16 protein-coding genes are annotated in these 21642 nt (G+C 72.3%); 13 read left to right on the forward strand and 3 right to left on the reverse strand.

Annotated features, from left to right (window positions below):
* From BZY54_RS14410 to BZY54_RS14420, 3 genes are all read left to right on the forward strand, one after another.
* The coding region (locus BZY54_RS14410) for an MFS transporter (RefSeq protein WP_107419715.1) at positions 1 to 1203 on the forward strand (1203 nt) is incomplete at its 5' end.
* A gap of 315 nt (positions 1204 to 1518) precedes the next feature.
* Positions 1519 to 2916, forward strand: coding sequence for a KamA family radical SAM protein (locus BZY54_RS14415; protein ID WP_244217160.1), 1398 nt, complete (start codon positions 1519 to 1521; stop codon positions 2914 to 2916).
* A gap of 10 nt (positions 2917 to 2926) precedes the next feature.
* Positions 2927 to 4216 (forward strand): pyridoxal phosphate-dependent aminotransferase, encoded by a 1290-nt coding sequence (locus BZY54_RS14420; RefSeq protein ID WP_244217161.1) that lies wholly within the window; start codon positions 2927 to 2929, stop codon positions 4214 to 4216.
* Positions 4217 to 4297: 81 nt separating this feature from the next.
* Here the strand turns inward: BZY54_RS14420 and BZY54_RS14425 are convergent, their stop codons facing one another.
* Complete coding sequence (locus tag BZY54_RS14425) at positions 4298 to 4594, reverse strand: phosphopantetheine-binding protein (RefSeq protein ID WP_086725581.1); 297 nt, start codon at positions 4592 to 4594, stop codon at positions 4298 to 4300.
* 126 nt (positions 4595 to 4720) lie between these two features.
* Here BZY54_RS14425 and BZY54_RS14430 point away from each other — a divergent pair, with 126 nt between their 5' ends.
* Positions 4721 to 6382: an AMP-binding protein gene (locus tag BZY54_RS14430; protein ID WP_208640651.1), complete on the forward strand. Its 1662-nt coding sequence runs from the start codon at positions 4721 to 4723 to the stop codon at positions 6380 to 6382.
* 26 nt (positions 6383 to 6408) lie between these two features.
* Complete coding sequence (locus tag BZY54_RS14435; RefSeq protein ID WP_244217162.1) at positions 6409 to 8028, forward strand: outer membrane protein assembly factor BamB family protein; 1620 nt, start codon at positions 6409 to 6411, stop codon at positions 8026 to 8028.
* A gap of 69 nt (positions 8029 to 8097) precedes the next feature.
* On the opposite strand, the gene BZY54_RS14440 is transcribed toward BZY54_RS14435, so the two are convergent.
* Positions 8098 to 9075, reverse strand: coding sequence for an ACP S-malonyltransferase (locus BZY54_RS14440; RefSeq protein ID WP_086725582.1), 978 nt, complete (start codon positions 9073 to 9075; stop codon positions 8098 to 8100).
* A 162-nt stretch (positions 9076 to 9237) separates the two neighbouring features.
* Here BZY54_RS14440 and BZY54_RS14445 point away from each other — a divergent pair, with 162 nt between their 5' ends.
* Genes BZY54_RS14445 through BZY54_RS14480 form a run of 8 tightly spaced genes read left to right on the forward strand, consistent with a single transcriptional unit; the run spans position 9238 to position 20299 of the window.
* A complete protein-coding gene (locus tag BZY54_RS14445) occupies positions 9238 to 11055 on the forward strand; it encodes a fatty acyl-AMP ligase (protein ID WP_244217163.1) in 1818 nt (605 codons plus the stop codon).
* Positions 11049 to 12800, forward strand: coding sequence for an acyl-CoA dehydrogenase family protein (locus tag BZY54_RS14450; RefSeq protein WP_086725584.1), 1752 nt, complete (start codon positions 11049 to 11051; stop codon positions 12798 to 12800). The genes BZY54_RS14445 and BZY54_RS14450 overlap by 7 nt, the downstream gene beginning before the upstream one ends.
* Before the next feature lie 37 nt (positions 12801 to 12837).
* On the forward strand, positions 12838 to 13128 hold the full coding sequence (locus tag BZY54_RS14455; protein WP_086725585.1) for an acyl carrier protein: 291 nt from the start codon (positions 12838 to 12840) through the stop codon (positions 13126 to 13128).
* A complete protein-coding gene (locus BZY54_RS14460) occupies positions 13128 to 16109 on the forward strand; it encodes a type I polyketide synthase (protein ID WP_086725586.1) in 2982 nt (993 codons plus the stop codon). Before BZY54_RS14455 ends, BZY54_RS14460 begins: the two co-directional genes overlap by 1 nt.
* A 16-nt stretch (positions 16110 to 16125) precedes the next feature.
* Positions 16126 to 17145: a 3-oxoacyl-ACP synthase III family protein gene (locus tag BZY54_RS14465; protein WP_086725643.1), complete on the forward strand. Its 1020-nt coding sequence runs from the start codon at positions 16126 to 16128 to the stop codon at positions 17143 to 17145.
* Between the two features lie 7 nt (positions 17146 to 17152).
* Complete coding sequence (locus tag BZY54_RS14470) at positions 17153 to 19156, forward strand: HAD-IIIC family phosphatase (RefSeq protein ID WP_244217164.1); 2004 nt, start codon at positions 17153 to 17155, stop codon at positions 19154 to 19156.
* Positions 19143 to 19373 carry a phosphopantetheine-binding protein gene (locus BZY54_RS14475; protein WP_341868688.1) on the forward strand — a complete coding sequence of 77 codons (231 nt, stop codon included), beginning with the start codon at positions 19143 to 19145 and terminating at the stop codon, positions 19371 to 19373. The genes BZY54_RS14470 and BZY54_RS14475 overlap by 14 nt, the downstream gene beginning before the upstream one ends.
* A 2-nt stretch (positions 19374 to 19375) precedes the next feature.
* The gene (locus tag BZY54_RS14480) at positions 19376 to 20299 is read left to right on the forward strand and encodes a 4'-phosphopantetheinyl transferase family protein (protein ID WP_086725587.1); all 924 of its coding nucleotides are present in this window, start codon (positions 19376 to 19378) and stop codon (positions 20297 to 20299) included.
* Here BZY54_RS14480 and BZY54_RS14485 read toward each other — a convergent pair.
* Positions 20269 to 21300, reverse strand: coding sequence for a helix-turn-helix domain-containing protein (locus tag BZY54_RS14485; protein ID WP_086725588.1), 1032 nt, complete (start codon positions 21298 to 21300; stop codon positions 20269 to 20271). The two genes, BZY54_RS14480 and BZY54_RS14485, sit on opposite strands and share 31 nt — an antisense overlap.
* Positions 21301 to 21642 lie beyond the last annotated feature (342 nt).

The raw sequence follows: 21642 nt of genomic DNA on the forward strand, positions 1-21642 counted from the left end.
CTGATCCGCAACCTCTTCCACGACCAGACCCAGCGGCGTACGGCGGTCGCCGTGTGGTCGACGGGCATGGCGGCCGGCGCCGCGCTCGGCCCGGTGGTCAGCGGCGCGCTGCTGAACTGGTTCTGGTGGGGTTCCGTCTTCATCATCAACGTGCCGGTGATGGTGCTGCTGCTGGTGCTCGGGCCCCTGCTGCTGCCGGAGTTCAGGGCCCACCTCGCCGGGCGTTTCGACCTGCTCAGCGCGCTGCTGTCACTCGCGGCCGTGCTGCCGGTCATCTACGGCTTCAAGAAGATCGCGATCGACGGGTTCGACCTCGTCCCGGTCGCCGCGGTACTGGTCGGCCTGGCCGTCGCGCCGCTGTTCGTCCGCCGTCAGTTCCGGGTCGAGCAGCCGATGATCGACGTGGAGCTGTTGCGCAACCGGGTCTTCGGCGCGTCCGTACTGACGAACACGCTGGCGTCGTTCATCCTCGTCGGCTACTCCCTCTTCAGCACCCAGTACCTGCAGAACGTGCTCGGCATGAGCGCCCTCAAGGCCGCGCTCTGGACCATCCCGGGCACGATCGCCGTCGGCGCCGCCGTTCCCGTCGCCACCGTGCTGGTGAGGACCATCAGGCCCGCGTACATCATCGGCACGGGGTTCAGCATCGCCACGTTCGCGCTGCTGATGCTCACACGGGTGCCGGCGAGCGACGGCCTGGCGTACATGCTGGTGGGCATCATCGCGCTCGCCGTGGGGCTCACGCCCGTCCTCACGCTGGTCACCGAGATGGTCGTCGGTCAGGCGCCGCCCGAACGCGCCGGCTCCGCGTCCGCTCTGCTGCAGACCGGTCAGGAGTTCGGGGGAGCGATGGGCATCGCCGTGCTGGGCACCATCGGTGCCGCCGCCTACCGGGGCAGTTCCGCGCTGGACGCGCCCGCCGGCGTGCCGCAGCAGGCCCTGGACCCGGCCCGCGAGACCATCGGCGGCGCTCTCGCGGTCGCGCACACGCTGCCCGCGCCCGCCTCGGAGAGCCTGGTGACGGCGGCCCGCACCGCCTTCACCACCGAAGTCCACGTCGGCTCCATGGCCGGCGCCGTCGTCATGGCGCTGGCCGCCGTGTTCGCGCTCGCCACGCTGCGATCGGTCAAGAACGACACGGAGCGCTCCGCCGAACTCGCCGCCGCACCGCAGGGGACGGCGACTGCCGCCGGCGCCATGTGAGCACCGCCGAACCCAGGAAGCCGCCCGGGCCCGCCTCTCAGGGGCCCGGGCGGCTTCGTGCCGACACCCTGCCGTCCGGCTGTGGCCGCATGGGGGCTTCCCACTCTCGCCTTCGCCCGAGCGGGGGCCGTCGCCGCGGAGCCACGCAGGGAACACTGCCCCGCGCCCCCCTTGGGCCGGCACACTCCGGCCCGTCGTAAGGGGTGGGCCTGGGGTCCGGTCCGGGGTCCTCTTGCGCGCGGCTCTCCCTAGCATCGAAACGCTCCCGAGCAAACCCCCGGAACCGGCCGGGCATCAGGCTGGAGGAACGTTCGCATGTCCTTGCTGGCAACCGACCTCGTGGGAACGGGGCGCTTCCGCGCCTACGGGCCGCGGCAGCTCGACGAGATAGCGGATCGCTACGGATTGCCTACCGAGGTACGGGAAACCGTCCGGCTGGTGTCCCTGGTGCTGCCCTTCAGAGTCAACGAATACGTCCTGTCCGAACTGATCGACTGGGACCGCGTCCCGGACGACCCGATGTTCCAGCTGGTCTTCCCGCAGCGCGGCATGCTCTCCGAGCAGGACGAGCGGGGCCTGGCCGCGCTCTCCGCCGACCCGGGCACCAAGGCGGGCCTGCGCTCCCTGGTCCAGCAGATCCGCGGCAGGCTCAACCCGCACCCGTCCGGTCAGAAGGAGCTCAACGTCCCCACCCGGGACGGCGCCCCGCTGCCCGGCATGCAGCACAAGTACCGCGAGACGGTCCTGTACTTCCCCAGCCAGGGCCAGACCTGCCACGCGTACTGCACCTACTGCTTCCGCTGGGCCCAGTTCGTCGGCGACGCCGACCTGCGCTTCGCCGCACCCGACCCCAGCGGCCTCATCGCCTACCTCGGCGACCACCGCGACGTCACCGATGTGCTGGTGACCGGTGGCGACCCGATGATCATGACGACCGAGCGGCTGGTGAACCACCTGGAACCGCTGCTCGGCGTGGACACCGTCCGGACCGTCCGGATCGGCACCAAGTCGGTCGCCTACTGGCCCCAGCGATTCGTCACCGACCCCGACGCCGACGACCTTCTCAGGCTCTTCGAGAAGGTGACCGCAACCGGCCGCAACCTCGCGGTCATGGCGCACTTCAGCCACCCGCGCGAGCTGCGCACCGACATGGCCCGCCGCGCACTGGCCCGTATCCGCTCCACCGGCGCGGTCGTCTACTGCCAGGCCCCGCTGATCGCCCGCGTCAACGACGACGCCGCCGACCTCGCCGCCCTGTGGCGCGCCGAACACGCGGCCGGCGCCGTGCCGTACTACATGTTCGTCGAGCGCGACACCGGCCCGTACGACTACTTCAAGGTGCCGCTCGCCCGCGCCGTGGACCTCTTCCAGGCCGCCTACCGCACCCTGCCCGGACTCGCCCGCACGGTTCGCGGACCCGTGATGTCCGCGACGCCCGGCAAGGTCGTGGTCGACGGCGTGGAGGACACCCCCGAGGGCCGCTTCTTCCAGTTGCGCATGCTGCAGGCCCGTCAGCCGGCCGTGGTGGGGCGTCCGTTCCGGGCGTTCCACGACCCCGCCGCCGCCTGGCTCGACGAGCTGCGCCTGCACCCGGACACCCCCGCCGACATCGTACGGGCCGTGACCGGACACGACCGGGCCGCCGAGGCGGCCGAGGACAGCGACGACACCGCGGACACCGGCCCGCTGGCAGTCGCCGCCGGGGCCCGCTGAGGAGCCCGAGATGACCGACACGGCAACGACCGACACCCCGGCCATCCGTACCAGGATGTCGCCGAACCTGGAGCTCAACCAGCTCGTCGCGCAGCGCCAGGCCGCCGGGGAACCCCTTGTGCACCTGGGCTTCGGCGAGTCCCGGCTGCCGCCCTTCGAGCCGCTCGTCGAGCGCGTCGCCGTGGGGGCGCGGCAGACGGCGTACGGACCGGTGGCCGGCGATCTCGCCGTACGGGCCGCGGGCGCGGGCTGGTTCACCCGCCGCCGGCTGCCGACCGAACCCGACCAGGTGGTCGTGGCGCCGGGCAGCAAGCCGCTGCTGATGGCCCTCGATCTGGTGGTGCCCGGAGACGTCCTGCTGCCGCGCCCGGCGTGGAACACCTACGCCCCGCAGGCCGCCCTGGCCGGCAAGCGGGCCCTCGCCGTGGAGATCCCCGCGGAGTGCGGCGGGATCCCTGACCCCGGCGCGCTGCGAGAGCGGATCCGGGCGGCGCGGACCGCCGGACACGACCCGCGCATCCTGGTGCTGACCCTGCCCGACAACCCCACCGGCACCCTGGCCCCGCCGCACCTCGTACGGGAGTTGTGCGCCATCGCGGAGCAGGAGGACCTGCTGATCGTCTCGGACGAGATCTACCGGGACGTGATGCACGACCCTGCCACCCCCTACCTCAGCCCCGCCGAGGTCGCCCCGGAACGGACCGTGGTCACCAGCGGGCTGAGCAAGAGCCTCGCGGTGGGCGGCTGGCGGATCGGCATCGCGCGGTTCCCGCTCGGGCCCTGGGGCGAGGCGATCCGGGCCGGGGTGCTCTCCGCGGCCAGCGAGATCTGGTCCACGCTGGCCCGGCCCATGCAGGAGGCGGCGGCGTACGCCTTCGCGGAGCCGCCGGAGATCCGGCGGCGGCTCGCGGCGAGCGCACGGCTGCACGGGGTCGTCGCCCGCGAGGTGCACCGCATCTGTGTCGCGGCGGGCGCCCGCTGCCGCCCCCCGGTCGGCGCCTTCTACGTCTACCCCGACTTCGAGCCGCTGCGCGAGGAACTCGCCGCCAAGCGGTCGGTGACCGACTCGCCCTCGCTGGCCCGCTTCCTGCTGGACCGGTTCGGTGTCGTGGTGCTCGGCGGCCATCTGCTCGGCGACGACGAGGGCGCCCTGAGGTTCAAGGCCGCCACGAGCATGCTGTACGGCGCGACGGCCGAGGAGCAGCAGCAGTCGCTGGACGCGGAGGATCCGCTGGCGCTGCCGCATGTGCGCCGGCCCCTCGACCGGATCGAGGAAAGCCTCATGGGAATCCTCGGCTGATTTCGGTCCGGGTCACGAAAGGCCGGTCGGCCCGCATCGGATGATGTGACGTCCGATTCGGGCCGACCGGGGGAGTTGAATTCAGGTGTTCGGGTTCGCCATTGCCCTGAGCGTGTGCCACAGGATATCCGGAGTGGCGAAATTCTCCCGGTGCAGGGCGTCGTCCAGGAAACGCACCTTGTAGGTGCTCTCCAGGGCGGCGAGCAGTTCGACCGTACCCACCGAGTCCAGCCCCAGGTGGGGTAGGTCGGCGTCCCCGGTCAGCGGCTCGTCGGACGACAGGAACGGCAGATGGGGGCGGAGCACCGCCTCGAAAGCGCCGTCCCAGGAATCGTTCAGCAGTGCGCCGTTTTCGGCGACGGAAATGTTATCGGTCATACGAGAATAATGAAGCCGGTGCGAGTGGGTGTCAATAACGCTTCCGGAGGACGCGAAATTGCGGGATTCCATCCCGCGCATCGGCTCGGCTGTTTTCTGCCGGAATTCCGACGAGAAGGAGCAGAGATGGAAGGCGCAGAGTGGGAAGGGGTGTCGTCGAGCGCGCTGCACGGCCGTTTCCTGCGCGGTCTGCAGCGGTCCCCGCAGGGCGTCGCGGTGCGCGTCGGCCAGGACACGGTCACCTACGCCCGGGCCCATGAGCTCGCCCTGTCCTGGGCCGGCGCCCTGCTGGCCGCGCCCGGCGGCCCGCCCAAAGCAGTGGGCATCGTCACGGGCCGCAGCCTGACCGCGTACCTCGGCATCCTGGCGAGCCTGTACGCCGGGGTCACCGCGGTGCCGCTGCTGGCCGACTTCCCGGACGGCAAGATCGCGGCGATGCTGGAGTCCGCCGAGGTCTCGGCACTGATCGTCGACGAGGACGGCGCCGCCCTCCTCCCACGCCTGGCCCACCACCCCGTCGGATCACGCGACGTCGCGGTCCTGGCCCCGCACGCCGACCCGCCCACCGCCGGCACCCCGGCCGACTCCGGGAGCCCCACGCCCGGCCTGGCCGGGGCCGGCGCCTTCCGCCCCGTCACACCCGGTCCTGGCACCGCTCTCACCCGACCCCGTCCCGCCGGTCCCGACGACGTGGCCTACGTGCTGTTCACCTCCGGCTCCACCGGCCGTCCCAAGGGCGTGCGACTCACCCACGGCAACATGGCGCACTACTTCGGGCTGATGGACGCCTGGTACGACTTCACCGAGCACGACGTCTTCTCCCAGGCCGCCGGCCTCAACTGGGACTCGGCCGTCTCCGACCTGTGGTGTGCCTGGGCCGTCGGCGCCCCCTTGGTCTCGGTGTCGCCACACGCCTACCGCGACCTGCCCGCCTTCGTGAACGAACACGGCATCACCGTCTGGTTCTCCGCCCCCAGCGTGATCTCCCTGGCCCGGCGCACCGGCCGGCTCACCCCCGGCAGCATGCCCACGCTGCGCTGGACGTACTTCGGCGGCGAGGCGCTGCAGTTCCAGGACACCGACGCCTGGCAGCAGGCCGCCCCCGGCTCCGCGGTCATCAACGTGTACGGCCCCACGGAGATGACCATCACCACCCATCGCCACCGCTGGTCGCCGGACGAGTCGACCCGGCTCGGCATGAACGGCGTCGTGCCGCTGGGCCGGCTGCACGACGGACACGCCGAGCTGCTGCTGGGCGCGGACGGCGACCCTCGCACCGACGAGGGCGAACTGTGGCTCTCCGGACCGCAGTTGTCGGCCGGCTACCTCGACCCGGAGGACGGCCGGGGCAAGTACCTGGAGCACGACGGTGCGCTGTGGTACCGCACCGGGGACCGGGTGCGCCGGCTCCCCGACGGCCAGCTGGTCTACCTCGGGCGCACCGACTCCCAGGTGCAGGTCCAGGGCTACCGGGTGGAGCTGGCCGAGGTCGAGCACGCCCTGCGCACCGGCACCCCGGTGGCCGACGCGGTCGTGGTGGGCGTGCCGGTCGCGGGCAGCACCGAACTCGTCACCTTCTACCTCGGCGAGCCGCACTCCCCTCAGGAGCTGCGCCGGGGCCTGCTGGCGCTGCTGCCGCCGCAGATGGTCCCGCGCCACTACCACCGGCTCGACGCGTTCCCCCTCAACACCAACAAGAAGACCGACCGTCTGCGCCTGACCGCGCACGCGGCGGAACTGCTCGGCACGCCCGCGCAGGGCACGTCCCCCCACACGGACCACAGATGACGCACAGAAACGGAAAGGGAAGACCCATGCTCAGTCTCGTCGGAGCAGGGCGCGGGGCGGTGCGCAGACTCGCGCTGCTGGCCGTGCTCATGCTCGCCGCGGCCCTGCTCTCCGCGCAGCCGGCCACGGCCACCGGGGACGCTGTCGACGCCACCGGGAGCTCCTCCTGGCCGACGTTCGGGCACGACCTGGCACAGACCCGCTTCAACCCGGCCGAGAAGACGATCAACCCGAGCAACGCGGGCCGGCTGAAGGCCAAGTGGACGTACCGGACCCACGGCGACGTCTCCGCCACCCCCGCGGTGGTCGGCGGCGCGGTGTACTTCCCCGACTGGGGCGGCTACCTGCACAAGGTGGACGCGGCCACGGGGCGGAGCATCTGGTCCTACCCCATATCCGACTACAACGGGATGGCGGGCTCGGTGTCCCGCACCAGCCCCGCCGTCGTCGACGGCGTCGTCTACATCGGCGACTACGACCACGCGTACCTGATGGCGGTCAGCGCCAAGACCGGCCGGCTCGTCTGGCGCAAGCAGCTGGACACGCAGTACCTGGCCGTGCTCACCCAGTCGCCCGTGGTGTACAACGGGGTGGTCTACGAGGGCGTCTCCTCCCGCGAGTCGGAGCTGAGGGGCGCCGACCCGACGTACACCTGCTGCACGTTCCGCGGCAGCATGAACGCCCTCGACGCCAGGACCGGGAAGCTGCTGTGGCGGACGTACACCGTGCCGGACAACGGCGGCAAGCCGGGCGGCTACAGCGGCGTCGCGGTCTGGGGCGCCCCGGCCATCGACCCGTCGACCAACACGGTGTACTTCACCACCGGCAACAACTACCAGTTGCCGCAGAGCGTCCTGGACTGCCAGAGCGCCGGCGGCACTCCCGGCGAGTGCATGGACCCGGAGAACTACGTCGACTCGGTGCTGGCCGTCGACATGTCCAGCGGCCGCGTCAAGTGGGCCTCCGGCGCACGCAAGTTCGACGCCTGGAACAGCGGCTGTGTGGACGGGCTGCCACCGAACAACTGCCCCACCAACCACGGTGAGGACAGCGACTTCGGCGACGGCTCGCACCTGTTCACCATCAAGAACGCCGACGGCACGTACCGCAAGGTGATCGGCGCGGGCCAGAAGAGCGGCGAGTACTGGCTGCTCGACGCGGCCACCGGCGAGGTCGTCTGGAGCGCCGCGGCCGGCCCCGGCGGCCACGTCGGCGGCATCGAGTGGGGCACGGCGTACGACGGCAAGCGCATCTACCTGGCCGAGGCGGACTTCAACAAGCTGCAGTACCCGATGGCCGACGGCACGACGACCAGCGGCAGCTCCTTCGTGGCCCTCGACCCGCGGACCGGCCGGATCCTGTGGCAGGTCGCGGACCCCTCGGACGGATTCGCGTGGGGCGCGCTCAGCGTGGCGGGCGGCGTGGTGTTCGCCTCCTCCACCAGCGGGCGCATGTACGCGCTGAACGCGGCCACCGGCGCGTACCTCTGGGACTTCAGCGCCCCGTACTCCTCCAACGCCGGCCCCGCGATCGTGGACGGCACCGTGTACTGGGGCAACGGCTACCAGCGCTTCGCGTCCGGCGGCGGCACCACCGGCAGCGACACCGAGGGAACCTTCTACGCCTTCAGCGTCGACGGGCGCTGATCCGCGCGCCACACATGGATCGGGGGCCGGTGCCCGACGGCACCGGCCCCCTGCGCGTGAGCGCGAACGTCAGACGAGCGCCGCCGGCCGGCGGCGCACCGGCCGCATGACCGACGCCGGGGTGACGGGCCGCACCCGGAAGGCCCGTGTGGTCGCGGCGACCCGCGTGAACAGGCCGTCCTGACCCGCCACATGCAGCGTGCCCACACCTGCCCCGCTGAGCGCGGACACCACATCGGGCCAGTGCACCGTGCGGACGAAACCGTCCAGCAGCATCCCGCGCACCTCGGCGCCCGTGGTCAGCGTCCGGCCGTCCTGGTCGGCGACCACCGGCAGCAGCGGATCCGACCAGGTCATGCCGGAGAAGATCTCCGCGTCCACGCGTTCGCGCAGCGGGCCGAACAGATGGCTGTGCATCGGCGGCTTCATCGTGTACAGCGGCATGCCGCCCAGCGAGCGGATCCGCTGCTGAAGCCCGCCCAGCACCTCCTCGCGCACCGTGAGCATGAAGAAGTCGTGGTCGACGACGCAGGCGACGTCGTGGAACTCGCCGCGCTCCGCCAGCTCGTCGCGCAGCAGCCGCAGCCTCTCCTCGGGCAGCCGTGCCATCGACTGCGTCACCAGCTCGGGATGCTCGGCGGCGAAGTACTCCTCCATCACCTCCGCGAGCCGCGCCGTCATGCGCACCGCGTCCGCGAAGTCCAGCACCCCGGCGTACACCGAGGCGGCCCGGCCGCCGAAGCTGGGGCCCACCACCAGTTCCGGGCGGATCTCCAGCCGCTCCTCGGCCCAGCGCGCCAGCGCCAGGCAGTTCACCACGAAGGAGATCTGCCCGTACACCGAGTAGTCGCCTTCGGTCTGCTGATAGCGGTCGGTCAGCCGGTAGCCCAGCACCTCGTCGGCCCTCGCCAGCAGCTGTCTGGCGTAGGGGTCGACCAGCATGAACCTGGCCACCTCGGAGAAGGGCGTGGGCCCCATCCCGGGGAAGACGACCGCCGACCCCTGCCTTGCTCGTGTGTCCGTGTCACCGAGAACGTGAGTGTCCATACCACCGAGAATCGGGCCCGGCACCCCCGCCGAGGACCCCTGTCCACCCCTACCGGACCGCCCCGACGCCGCTTTGGCGCGCCTTTAGGGCCCGCGCGGACCATCGCTCGGTACGAGTGGTCCGCGAACCCACGGACACGCTGACGCGAGGGGATGCCGGGGATGTCACAGTCACACTTCGCCACCTTCACCGAGCTGCTCCGGACGCGGACGGCGGAGCTCGCCGACCAGGATGTGCACATCCACCTGCGCGACACGCGCGGCGGCGTCCGGGCCGAGCACCTGACGTACGGCGAGCTCGACCAGGAGGCGCGGCGCATAGCCGCCTGCCTCCAGCAGTACGACGTGGCCCGCAAGCCGGTGCTGCTGCTGTACTCCTCCACCGTCGAGTTCCTGAAGGCGTTCGCGGGCTGCCTGTACGCCGGTGGCATCGCGGTGCCGGCGCCGATGCCCGGCGAGGCCGGCCACGGCAAGCGGCTCAACCGCACATCGGCCGTCCTGAAGGACAGCGGCGCGGCGGTCGTGCTGACCGAGACGTCCGGCGCGCCCGAGGTGGCCCTGTGGCTGGCCCGCAGCAACCGCCAGGACGCCGCCTGCGTGGTCACCGACGCCCCCGGGACCGCCGACGCCGCCGACTTCCGGCCCGTCGCCGCCCGGTCCGACGACCTGGCGTTCCTGCAGTACACCTCCGGCTCGGTGTCCGAGCCGCGCGGCGTGATGGTCTCGCACCGCAACCTGCTGGCCAACCAGGAGTCCCTGCAAGCGGTGCTGCGCACCACCCGCGAGGACGTCTTCGGCAGCTGGCTGCCGCACTTCCACGACATGGGCCTGGTCGCCCATCTGCTGCACCCCGTCTGGCTGGGGAGCCACGGCGTGCAGATCTCTCCGCTGTCCTTCATCAAACGCCCCCTGCGCTGGCTGCAGGCCATCGACGAGTACGGCGTCACCGTCGGCGGCGGCCCGAACTTCTGCTTCGAGCTGTGCGTGCGGCGGGTCACCGACGAGCAGATCGGCTCCCTCGACCTGTCCCGCTGGCGGCTGGTGATCAACGGCGCCGAGCCGGTGCGCGCGGACAGCCTGCGCACGTTCGCCGAGCGGTTCGCCCCGGCCGGACTGCGCCCGGAAGCGCTCTACCCCTCCTACGGCCTCGCCGAGGCCACCCTCGTCGTCTCCGGCGGCACGCCCGGTATCCCGCACATCGAACGGCTCTTCGACCAGGCGGAACTGGAGCGCGACCGGGCCACCAGGGCCGTCGCGGGCCGCGCCGCCCGCACCCTGGTCGGCTGCGGCCGGCCGGCCGGCCTCGACGTGCGCATTGTCGACCCGGTCACCCACCACGAACTGCGGCCCGGCAACGTCGGGGAGATCTGGGTACGCGGTGCCAGCGTGGCCCGCGGCTACTGGAAGCGGCCCACCGAGAGCGTGCGGGTCTTCCGCGCCACCCTCAACGACGAGGAGAGCAACTTCCTGCGCACCGGCGACCTCGGCCTCCTCGACGACGGTGAACTGTTCGTCACCGGGCGGCTGAAGGAGGTCGTCATCATCAACGGGCGCAACGTCTACCCGCAGGACCTCGAGGGCGCGGTGAAGTCCGTCAGCCCCGCACTCACCTTCGGCACCGGTGCCGCGTTCTCCGTGGAGGCCGACCGGGAACAGCTCGTCCTCGTCCAGGAGGTCCGGCTGGCCGGCGTCACCGACGAGGGTCTGCGCTCCGTGGCCCAGCGCATCCAGGAGCTGGTCGGCAAGGAGTTCGACATCCCGGCCGGCAACGTCCTGCTGGTGCGGCCCGGCACCGTGCGCCGCACCACCAGCGGCAAGATCCAGCGGACCGCGATGCGCGACCTGTTCCTGCAGGGCGTGCTGCGCGGCGAGTACGAGGTGCTCACCCCCGACGTACACGCCCTGGTCCGCGCCGACGACGAACTGCTCGGCGAGGACCTGCTGCGGCCCGAACCGGCGAAGGGGGGCCGGCCGTGGTGAGTCCGCTGCTCACCGCCCCCGTGGCGGAGCAGTGCGAGGAAGCCGTGCAGGCCCGGGTCACCGAGCTGGAGGACCTCCTCGGCGACCCCACCGACTCCGCCAACCCGCTGGGCTACGCCGGCCTGCTGTCGGCCGACCGGGCGGCGGTGCCCTTCGCGGCGGGTGAGTCGCTGCTCGACCGCTTCCGGCTCGCCGCCGAGTTCGTGCCCCGCGAGCTGGGCGGCCGGCTGGGCCGCGTCGACGCACTGGTGCGCGTCATGCGCCCGGTCTTCCGCCGGGACGTGGGCCTGGCCATGGGCTACGGTCTGACCACGTACATGGCCGCCTCCGACGTGTGGACCACGGGCAGCGACGGCCAGCGCCGCCGGCTCGCCGAGCTGCTGCTGGACGGTGGCCGGGCGGCCATCGCCCAGCACGAGACCGCGCACAGCAACGACTACGTCCGCAGCCAGGTCACCGGCCGCCGAGCGGCGGGCGGCTTCCTGCTGAACGGCGGCAAACCCCTGATCAACAACCTGGAACGGGCCGGAGCGCTGGTCCTGTTCTGCCGCACCGATCCCGAACCCGGCAGCCGCAGCCACTCGGTGCTCCTGCTCGATCCGCGCGAACTGCCATACACGCATGCCGTGGTGACGCCCCGCCGGTCCCCCGTGGGACTGCGCGGCCTCAGGTTCGCCGGGATCGAGTTCGACGGCTGCCCCGTACCGGAGTCGGCGCTGCTCGGCCCGGAGGGCGGCGGCATCGAGACAGCCCTGCGGTCCTTCCAGATCAGCCGGACCGTCGTCTCCGCGATGGCCGTCGCCGCCGTCGACACCAGCCTGCGCACCGCCGTCCGCTTCGACCACGAGCGCTCCGGCGGCTGGCACCCGGCCGGCGCAGACCGCTCCCGCACCGACGCCGCGCTCGCCGGCGCCTTCGTCAACCTGCTGCTGTACGACAGCCTCGCGGTCGTCGCCACCAGGGCCCTGCACGTGCTGCCCGCCGAGACCAGTGTCTACTCGGCCGCGCTCAAGTACCTGCTGCCGAAGGTCCTCACCGAGACGATGTACGACCTGTCCATCGTCCTCGGAGCCGGGTTCTACACCCGGGAGGGAACCCTGGGCATCTTCCAGAAACACGTCCGCGACGTCCCCGTGCTCAGCCTCGGCCACGCCGGGACCGTCGCCTGCCAGGCCACCGTGATACCCCAGATGCCGCGCCTCGCCCGCCGTTCCTGGTTCCAGGGGGACGAGGCGCCGAAGACCCTCTTCCAGCTGCGCGGCGAGGTCCCCCCACTGCGCACCGACCGGCTCAGTCTCGCGTGCGGGCGGGACTCCCTCACCGCATCGATGCTCGCCATCAGCGAGAGCATCGAAGGCGGCGGCCCGGCCGAGCGAGCCCTGCGCGCTCTCGCCGCGCAGCTGGTCGAGGAGTACCGCGAACTGCGCACCCGCGTCCTCGCCCTGGAGGCGACCGCGGCTCCGTCCCGGCCGAAGGCGGCGTGCTTCGCCCTCATGGACCGGTACGCGCTGCTGCTCGCCGCCGCCGCGGTGCTCGGCGTCTGGTACCACGCCCGCGGCGGCCCCGACCCGTTCCTGGCCGACCCCTGCTGGGCGGCCGCGGCCCTGCACCGGGTCGCCGGGCGGCTCGGCGCGCGCGCCGGCGAGCTGCCCCCGGAGTGCGCGACGCGGATCCGCCACGAGGTGCAGCTCCGCCACGCCGTCCAGAGCAGCTACGACCTCTACAACTCTCCCATCCCCGGCTGACCGGCGCATGGGTCCGACCCACCGAAGGAGTCCCGCGATGACCACTCCCACGAGTCGGCGCACCCCGGCCGGCCCCGCCGCGCCGCACGACTGGCTGCTCGACCGGCTCTCCCTCTACCTGCGCCGGGCGCCCGACACCATCGACCCCACCGTGCCGCTGGCCGAGTACGGCATGGACTCGGTGTCCGCGCTCAGCCTGTGCGGCGACCTGGAGGACGAGTTCGGCCTCGACGTGGAGCCCACCCTGCTGTGGGACCACCCCACCGTCGCGAGTCTCACCGGCTATCTGTGCGCGGTGCTGCCGGGGCTGTCGGAGAGGCTGCGCTGATGGAGGACATCGCCATCGTCGGACTCGACTGCGCCTTTCCCGGCGCGGCGGGCGCCGAGGCCTACTGGGACCTGCTGATGCGCGGCGGCGACGCCGTCGGCGGTGTCCCCGCGCGGCGCTGGGACCCGGACGACTTCCCCGCCGTCCCCGGGGCGGGCGGATTCCTCGACGACGCCGATGTCTTCGACGCCGACTTCTTCTCCGTCAGCCCGCGCGAGGCCGCCGCCATGGACCCGCACCACCGGCTGCTCCTGCACTGCGCCTGGCGGGCCCTGGAGGACTCCGGCCGGCCCCCCGGGGACCTCGCCGGCAGCGACACCGGGGTGTTCGTCGGCATGATGGGCGGCGAGTGGGGCCGGCTCACCATGGGCTCGCCCGCGAGCGCCACCCCGCAGCTCGGCGCGGGCAGCAGCAACGGCATGGCCGCCAACCGCATCTCATACCACTTCAACTTCACCGGGCCGAGCCTCGCCGTGGACACCGCCTGCTCCTCGTCCCTGGTCGCCGTGCATCTGGCGGCGGGCGCGCTGCGCACGGGGGAGTGCGACACCGCGCTGGCGGGCGGGGTCAACGTGCTGCTGTCCCCGTCGCTCGGACTGGTGTACGCGCAGATGGGGCTGGCCGCGCCCGACGGGCGCTGCAAACCGTTCAGCGCGGACGCCGACGGCATCGTGCGCGGCGAGGGCGTGGGCCTGGTGGTGCTGCGCCGGCTGGTCGACGCGGTCGCCGACGGCCAGCGGATCTACGCCGTGCTGCGCGGCAGCGCCGTCAACCAGGACGGCCGCAGCAACGGGGTGACCGCGCCCAACCGCTGGTCGCAGCAGGCCGTGGTGCAAGCCGCCTACGAACGGTCCGGCATCACACCCGACCAGGTCGCCTTCATCGAGGCGCACGGCACCGGCACGGTGCTCGGCGACACCATCGAGTGCGCCGCGCTCGGCTCCGTCCACGCGGTGCCGCGCCCCGCGCCCTGCGCGATCGGCTCGGTCAAGGGCAATCTCGGGCACCTGGAGGGAGCGGCGGGCATCGCCGCGCTCATCAAGGCAGCCCTCGCCCTGCACCACCGGGTCGTCCCGGCCAGCCGCTTCGCCGACCGCGAGAACCCCCAGCTCAAACTGGCCGGCCGCGGCATGCGCCTCCTGAAATCCCCCCTCAGACTTCCCCCGGGCGAGACCGTCGCCGCCGTCAGCAGCTTCGGCATGGGCGGCACCAACAGCCACGCGGTGCTGTCCACCGCGCCCAGGGCCGCCCTGTCCGCGTCCCCTGCTCCGGCGGGCGCCTCGGTCACGGGCGCGACGCCGAGAAGCGGTGAGACCGGGGTGTTCACGCTCAGCGGCGACACACCGGAGGCGCTGCGGCGCAATCTCGTCGCGCAGGCGGAGGACGTGGCCGGGCGGCCGCGCGGGGACGCGGCACGGCTGTGCTGGAGCAGCAATCGGATCAAGACCGGGCTGCCGTACCGGTTCGCGGTGGCCGCCCGGGACAGCGCGGAACTCGCGGACGCCCTGCGCAAGGCAGCGGCCGAGGACCTCTCGGCCACGGCCGCGCACCGCCCGTGGGCCCGCCCCGTCGTCGCCTTCCTGTTCACCGGCCAGGGCAGCGCCCACGCCGGCATGACCGCGCCCCTCTACCGGGACTCGCCCCTCTATCGCAGGCACCTCGACGAGGCCGACGCGGCGCTCGCCCCGTATCTGGGCGCCTCGGTGCGCGAGGTGATCCTGAGCGGCGACGAGCGGGTGCACGAGCCGGCGTTCGCCCAGCCCGCCCTGTTCGCCGTGGGCTGCGCCCTGGCCCGTACGCTCGTCGCGCTCGGCGTGACGCCGGCCGCGGTGCTCGGCCACAGCCTGGGCGAGTACGCGGCCGCGGTGACGGCCGGCGCGCTCGACCTGGACGAGGCCGCTCGTCTGGTGGTCCGGCGCGCCGCGCTGCTGCGGGACCTCCCCGAAGACGGCGGCATGCTGGCGGTACGCGCAGGCGGCGAGCCGGTCGCCGAACTCCTCGCCGCGGAGCCCGAGGTGAGGATCGCCGCGGTCAACGGCCCCAGCGACACGGTCCTGTCCGGCCCGCGCGAAGCCCTGTCCCGCATCGGACAGGCTTTGCGCGCCCGCAACGTGGACACCCGGAACCTGCCCGTCACCCACGCCTTCCACGCGCCCCAGACCGCCCTGATGGCCGAGGCCCTGCGCGAGGAGCCCGTGCGGGCCACGGCGCCGGCGGTGCCCGTCTTCTCCACCCGGTACGGCCGGATGCTGCGCGAGGAACCCATGGACGGCGCCTACTGGGCGGACCAGGCGGCGCTGCCCGTGCTCTTCGACGCGGCGCTGGGCGCGCTCGTCGCGGAGACGTCCCCCACCCACCTGCTGGAGATCGGCCCGCGCCCCCAGCTGCTGCCACTGGCGGGCCGCGCCGGTCACGCGGCGGCCCTGGAGGGCCTGCACCCCGCACCCGGTCCCGAGGCGACCGGCCGCGAACTGGCGGAGACCGTCGCCGCGCTCCACCGGGCCGGCCTCGACCCGGTGTGGGAGGCGCTCTACGCGCCCGGCCACCGGGTCATGGTGCGGCTGCGGCCCTACGTCTTCCGCAGCGACCACCACTTCTGGGACCGCCGGCCGGGCCCGGCCCCCGCCCCGGCGGAGCAGCGGTACCCCGAGACCCGGTCCCCCGAACCACAGTCCCCGGCGCAGCCGGAAGGCACACCGGAGCACGCACGGGAACCGCGGGAGCCGGGACCGGTGCTGGCCGCCGTCGTGGACGCGGTCGTGGAGGTCGGCGGCCACCCCCGCGAACGCGTGCTGCGCGAGGCCCGCTTCTACGAGGATCTGGGCTTCGACTCGGTGATGATCATGCAGCTCAAGGGCCGGGTGGAGAGCCGGCTGCCGCAGGTCGGCGAGGTCTCCGTCCAGGAGCTGCTGCCCGCGCTGCGCTCGGTCGGCACGCTCGCGGACTTCCTCGACGACATGGTCATGGTCAATGCGGCATGAGGGAGGACCGGTGAACATGCCCCGTGACACGGTGTACCTCGCCGCGGCCGGAACGGCGCTGCCCGGCGACCCGGTGGACAACGCCGCCCTCGCGAAGCTGCTGGGCGTGAGCGAGGAGTGGATCGACCTCTTCGTCGGCACCAGGGCCCGGCACTTCGCCTGGGACCCGGCCACCGGCGAGGTGCTCAGGACGCTCGCGGACCTGTGTGCGGAGGCCGGGGCGCGGGCCCTTGAGGCCGCCGGGCTCGGACCCGCCGACATCGAGTTCCTCGTCCTCGCCACGGCCACCCCCGACCATCTGCTGCCGACCACCGCGACCGAGGTCGCGGACCGGCTCGGCATGGACCATCTGCCCGTCTACCAGCTCCAGGCGGGCTGCTCCGGAGCGGTCCAGGCGCTCGACCTCGGCCGCCGTCTCGTCGCCGGGGGCCATCGTGCGGGCCTGCTGATCGGCGGTGACGTCACTCACCGGTTTCTCGCCGTGCGCCGCAGCGCGGCCCGGATGCCGACCGAGGAACTGGTCAACCACGTGCTGTTCGGAGACGGCGCGGGTGCCGTCGTCCTCACCGCGGAGCCGGGCGAGGAGGCGGTCGCGCTGCGCGGGGTGCTCAACCGGTGCGCCGGGCTGCGCCGCCCGCCCGGCCAGTTCATCGACTGGTCCGGCCTCAGCGACCGGGACACGGAGCGGCGGATGCTCGCCGAGGACTACAAGGCGATCGAGGAGCATGTCCCGGCGATCTCGGTGGAGATCGTCTGGGAGCTGCTGGGCGAGCTCGGCTGGACAGTTGACGAGGTCGACCACATCCTGCCGCCGCAGCTGTCCGGGCGGATGACCGCACGCATCATGGAACGCCTGCCGGTGCCGTCGGCGACCGAGGTCTCCTGTGTGTCCGAGACCGGCAACACCGGCAACGCGCTGCCGTTCCTGCAACTCGACCGCCTGCTGCCCCGGCTGGACCGGGGACAGCGGGCGCTCGCCGTGACGGTGGAGTCCAGCAAGTGGATCAGGGCCGGGTTCGCCCTTGAGAAGGCGTGAGGAACGCATGACGACGGAACGCGCGGGACGGATGGCACCGGCGGGCCTGACGGGACTGGACCGGCTGCGGGACCTGCGGTCGAGGGGGCTGCTGGAGAAGTCGTACGACCAGGTGGCGGCGCTCCTCGCGGAGGAGACCCTCACGCACGGCGGCAACGGCACGAGCGGCGCCTGTGGCGGCATGGGCGCATCCGGCGCATCCGGCGCGGACGGAGCCTACGGCGCCGCGCTCCGGCGCGCCGGCCGGGTGCTCGCCACGCTCGACCCCGACGCCGTCCTCGCCCATCACCCGGGCACTCCCGTGGTGACCGTCGCGGTCACCGGGCAGTCCACCGTCGCCCCGGTCGTCGACCCGCTCACGGCCGAACTGGCCCGGCACGGGATGCTGTTGCGGCCCGTGGTCGGGGATCACGGCGCCTGGCTGAGGGACCTGGGCGATCCCGGCGGTCCACTGAGGTCGGCGGCTGCCGACCTCACGCTGTGCCTGCTCGACGCGGAGGCCGTCTTCGCCCAGGTGCCCGTTCCCTGGCGGCCGGCGGACGTCGAGAAGGCCGCCGAGGAGGTGCTGGAACGACTCGCCGCGATCGTCGAGGCGGTGCCCGGGACGCTCGTCCTCAACACCGTTCCGCTGCTGCGCCGCTACACCCACCAACTGGTCGACCATCTGTCGAGGGTCCGACTGTCGGTCGTGTGGCGGGAGTTCAACACACGTCTGCTGCGACTCGCCGAGCGTAGCCCCCGGCTCGTGGTCGTCGACCTGGAGCCGCTGGTGTGCGCGGGCGGCCCCGCGGTCGACGAGCGGCTCGCCTGCTACGCCAAGGCGCAGCTGTCCGCCGGACTGCTGGCCGGATACGCCCGTGAGGTGGCCCATCTTGCCCGTGCCCTGCGCGGCATGACCCGCAAGTGCCTGGTACTGGATCTGGACCACACCCTGTGGGACGGCGTTCTCGCCGACGACGGTCCCGACGGCATCGCCGCGGCCGGCACCCTGCGGGGCGAGGCTTTCCACGGCTTCCAACAGGGTGTGAAGCAACTCGGTGCGCAGGGCGTACTGCTCGCGGTGAGCAGCAAGAACGACCTGGAGGCGGTCCACGACGTGCTGCGCGGACACCCCGACATGGTGTTGCGCGAGCGGGACTTCGTGCGGATCAACGCCGACTGGCGGCCCAAGGACCGCGGCCTCACCGAGATCGCGGAGGACCTGGGCATCGCGGCCGACGCCCTGGTCTTCGCCGACGACTCCCCGGTGGAGCGCGCGCAGGTGCGGCACGGCGTACCGGCAACGGCCGTCGTGGCGCTGGACGAGGAGCCCGCGCTGCACCTGACGCGCCTGCTCGCCGACGGATGGTTCGACACCCTGCGGCTGACCGACGAGGACCGGGCCAGGACGGACGCCTACCACAGCGAGAGCGGCCGCCGGGCACTGCGGGAGAACGCCGGGTCGCACGAGGACTTCCTGCGCGGGCTGGACCTGGCCGTGGAGCTGTCCCCGCCCCGGAGCCATGAGTTCGCCCGGCTCGCCCAGCTCACCCGGCGCACCAACCGGTTCAACCTCACCGGGACGCGGATGGGGGAGGACGAGCTGCGCGAGCGGGCCGGCGCTCCGGGCCGGCACCTGCTGCTGGCGGTCCGCAGTTCGGACCGCTTCGGCAACGACGGGCTGGTCGGGGCGGTCTTGGGGCACTACGACGGGGACCGGCTCCACCTGGACAATCTGTGGCTGAGCTGCCGGGTGCTCGCCCGAGGCATCGAGCAGGCGTGTGTGGCGGCGGTCCTGGCCGCGGCCCGCGACGAGGGGCTGACCGCCGTGCACGCCGTGTACCGGCCCACGGCACGCAATGAGCGGGCGCGTGACTTCTACCCCTCCTGCGGGTTCACAGTCGCGACGCAAGACAGCCACGATCGCGACACGATCACCTTCGGCTACGTTTTGGACAAGGTCCCTCGGCACCCCGCGCATGTGCGGATCGACAGGATAGAACTGGGGAGGGGGGCCGGTGGGCATCGCTAGCCTCGAAGGATTCCTGACTCTGGTCTGTGACGAACTCGGCCTGGATTGCGTAGGGGCGGAGGCGGCGAGCGCCGATCTGGCGGATCTGCCCGGCTGGGACTCACTCAATCTGCTCCGGCTGGTGGTGCTCCTGGAGGAGCACGGCCGACCGGTTCCGGTGCACCGGCTGCTCCAGGCACGAACCCTCCAAGAGATCTACACTTTTGCGAAGGAGTAACGATGACCGCCGGCCACGGCGCACCGGGTACCTCCGCGCTCGGCCCGCCTCTGGGCGAGCCCATCGCCGTGACCCCGAAGGGCGACTCCTGGGACCGGGTCAGGGACGATCTCGCCACCCTCGGGTCCGCGATCGTCCATGCCAGGCTGAGCGACCTGGAGACCCACCTCCCCTCCGGTGACGGGCTGCGCGCGCTGCTCGGACGCGACTGGACGCGCTACCTCGACCTCACCCACGCCGACGTCCGACACCGCTACGCCGCGTCGCGCATGCTGCTGAAGTACGCGGCGGGTGCTGTGCTGGACGGCGACCCGGACGAGCTGGAGCTGGCGTACGGGCCCACCGGGCGGCCGTATCTGCGCGGCTGCGACCAGATCGACATCAGCCTCAGCCACACCGACGACCTGCTGCTCGTGGGCCTGACCACACGCGGGCTGATCGGCGTCGATGCCGAGCGGGCCGACCGCGACATGTACGACAGTGGACTGGGGCGGCACATCTGCACCCCGTACGAGCTGGTGCTGCTGGCGGGGATGGCGCCGGAGGAGCGCAACCAGGGCCTGGTACGGCTGTGGACGCTGAAGGAGGCGTACAGCAAGGCCATCGGGCAGGGCATGCAGTTCCGCTTCACCGAGTTCGGTTTCGGACCCGACGGACGGCCGGTGCGCGTGCAGCGCCCCGACGGCACCGAGGGCACCGGCGACGAGTGGCTGTTCCGCACCGTCGTCCTGGACGGCGGACACGACAGCGGCTACTTCGTCAGCGCCGCCGTCTACGACGCCGGATTCGGCCCTCTATGGGACACCCACATCACCACCATGCTCGACCAGGACTGCGTCGAGGCCGTCACCGAGGCGCTCGACCGGGTGGACACCGGCGAACACCCGGCCGGCGATCAGGGCGGCGCGATGTGGTCGCCGTCGTAGATGCCCTTGAGCGCGGCGTTGAATCCGGCCTGGAAGCGGCTGGTCGCCTCCAGCTCCTCGGTGATCTCCGCGATGTGCCGTCGGCAGGTGCGCACCGCCATGCCGAGCCGGCGGGCGACCATCTCGTCCTTGTAGCCCCTGGCCATCAGCTGGATGATCGACTTCCGGATGGCATCGGGCGCCGCCGTCGCCCGCTGGGACTCGACCACGAACGGCGACGCGTTGTCCCACAGGTGGTCGAACACCGCGCACAGGAACGCCACCAGCGTCGGTTCGCGCACGATGGCGGCGCCGCCCGGCCGGCCGTCGGTCCTCCGCTCGGGCAGGAAGGCCACCTCGCGGTCGTAGATGATCAGCCGGTCTATGACCTGGTCGACGGTGCGCACCTCGGCGCCGTGCTCGGTCACGTCTCGCACGTACGCCCGGGTCGGCAGGTCGTTGCGGGCGGTGTGCTGGTAGATGGTCCTGATGGCGGCTCCGTGCTCGAGCACTCCCAGGGCCGAGACGCGGGCCTCGGCGAGCACATGCGCCGGCCGGGCGCCACCGGGCTGCACACTCATCAGCTCACGTCTGCAGTGGCGGCTGAGGTGGTCCAGCATCGACTGGACCCGGCTCTTGTCGCTGATGATGTCGAACGCCTCCAGCCGGTTGCGCAGCCGTCGGCCCTCGAAGTAGAGCGGGGTGAGGGAGTGCAGCTTGGTGCGGATGTCGGTGACCGCGTTGGTCAGATCCCGGATCTGCCGCTCCGCCGGGCCCACCAGGGTCGCCGCCGCGGCGTCGGGCGCCACGGGCACGAGTTCGCCAGGGCTGCCCGGCATCGGCTGGAGCAGCCGCAGGCTGCGCAGCGCCTGCTCCGCCCGCTCCACCTCCTGTGGGGTCACGGACAGGTGCCGTGCCATCTCCTCCCGCACGAATCGGCCCTGCTCGACCGCGTACCCGTACGCGGCGGCGCTCAAATCGTCCAGTTCGGCGAATACCGATTCGGAATCAGCACGTCCCATCCCCTGGATCTCCCCCTCCGGACGACGCAATTGCTGCCAGGCAACTTTACGCCAGCGTGGAGCACTTGGTCCGTGCGTTCGACGCACGGCAGTGTGTTCCCGTCGCTGCGGGGCCACCCGAGAGCGGCAACGGTAACGCCGTTCCACTTCATGATGGGGGATACATGAGAGTAACTTTCGGCGCCGTTCGTACCGTGACGCTGAGCATGCTGGCGGCCGCTCTGTTGGCCGTTCCGGCCGCCTCCGCCGCCGCAGCAGCCGACCGGTCCCAGCAATCCGAAGGGACGTCCGTGTCGGTCGTCGTCGTGGGAGAAGTCACTGTGGAGACGCCGAACGACGACC

The organism is Streptomyces carpinensis, assembly GCF_002154505.1.
Lineage (GTDB): Bacteria > Actinomycetota > Actinomycetes > Streptomycetales > Streptomycetaceae > Streptomyces > Streptomyces carpinensis.

Excerpts from the sequence above, each read along its gene's own strand:
- BZY54_RS14415 (WP_244217160.1), top strand. The coding sequence starts at position 1,519 with ATGTCCTTGCTGGCAACCGACCTCGTGGGAACGGGGCGCTTCCGCGCC.
- BZY54_RS14420 (WP_244217161.1), top strand. The coding sequence starts at position 2,927 with ATGACCGACACGGCAACGACCGACACCCCGGCCATCCGTACCAGGATG.
- BZY54_RS14425 (WP_086725581.1), bottom strand. The coding sequence starts at position 4,594 with ATGACCGATAACATTTCCGTCGCCGAAAACGGCGCACTGCTGAACGAT.
- BZY54_RS14430 (WP_208640651.1), top strand. The coding sequence starts at position 4,721 with ATGGAAGGCGCAGAGTGGGAAGGGGTGTCGTCGAGCGCGCTGCACGGC.
- BZY54_RS14435 (WP_244217162.1), top strand. The coding sequence starts at position 6,409 with ATGCTCAGTCTCGTCGGAGCAGGGCGCGGGGCGGTGCGCAGACTCGCG.
- BZY54_RS14440 (WP_086725582.1), bottom strand. The coding sequence starts at position 9,075 with ATGGACACTCACGTTCTCGGTGACACGGACACACGAGCAAGGCAGGGG.
- BZY54_RS14445 (WP_244217163.1), top strand. The coding sequence starts at position 9,238 with ATGTCACAGTCACACTTCGCCACCTTCACCGAGCTGCTCCGGACGCGG.
- BZY54_RS14455 (WP_086725585.1), top strand. The coding sequence starts at position 12,838 with ATGACCACTCCCACGAGTCGGCGCACCCCGGCCGGCCCCGCCGCGCCG.
- BZY54_RS14460 (WP_086725586.1), top strand. The coding sequence starts at position 13,128 with ATGGAGGACATCGCCATCGTCGGACTCGACTGCGCCTTTCCCGGCGCG.
- BZY54_RS14465 (WP_086725643.1), top strand. The coding sequence starts at position 16,126 with ATGCCCCGTGACACGGTGTACCTCGCCGCGGCCGGAACGGCGCTGCCC.
- BZY54_RS14470 (WP_244217164.1), top strand. The coding sequence starts at position 17,153 with ATGACGACGGAACGCGCGGGACGGATGGCACCGGCGGGCCTGACGGGA.
- BZY54_RS14480 (WP_086725587.1), top strand. The coding sequence starts at position 19,376 with ATGACCGCCGGCCACGGCGCACCGGGTACCTCCGCGCTCGGCCCGCCT.
- BZY54_RS14485 (WP_086725588.1), bottom strand. The coding sequence starts at position 21,300 with ATGGGACGTGCTGATTCCGAATCGGTATTCGCCGAACTGGACGATTTG.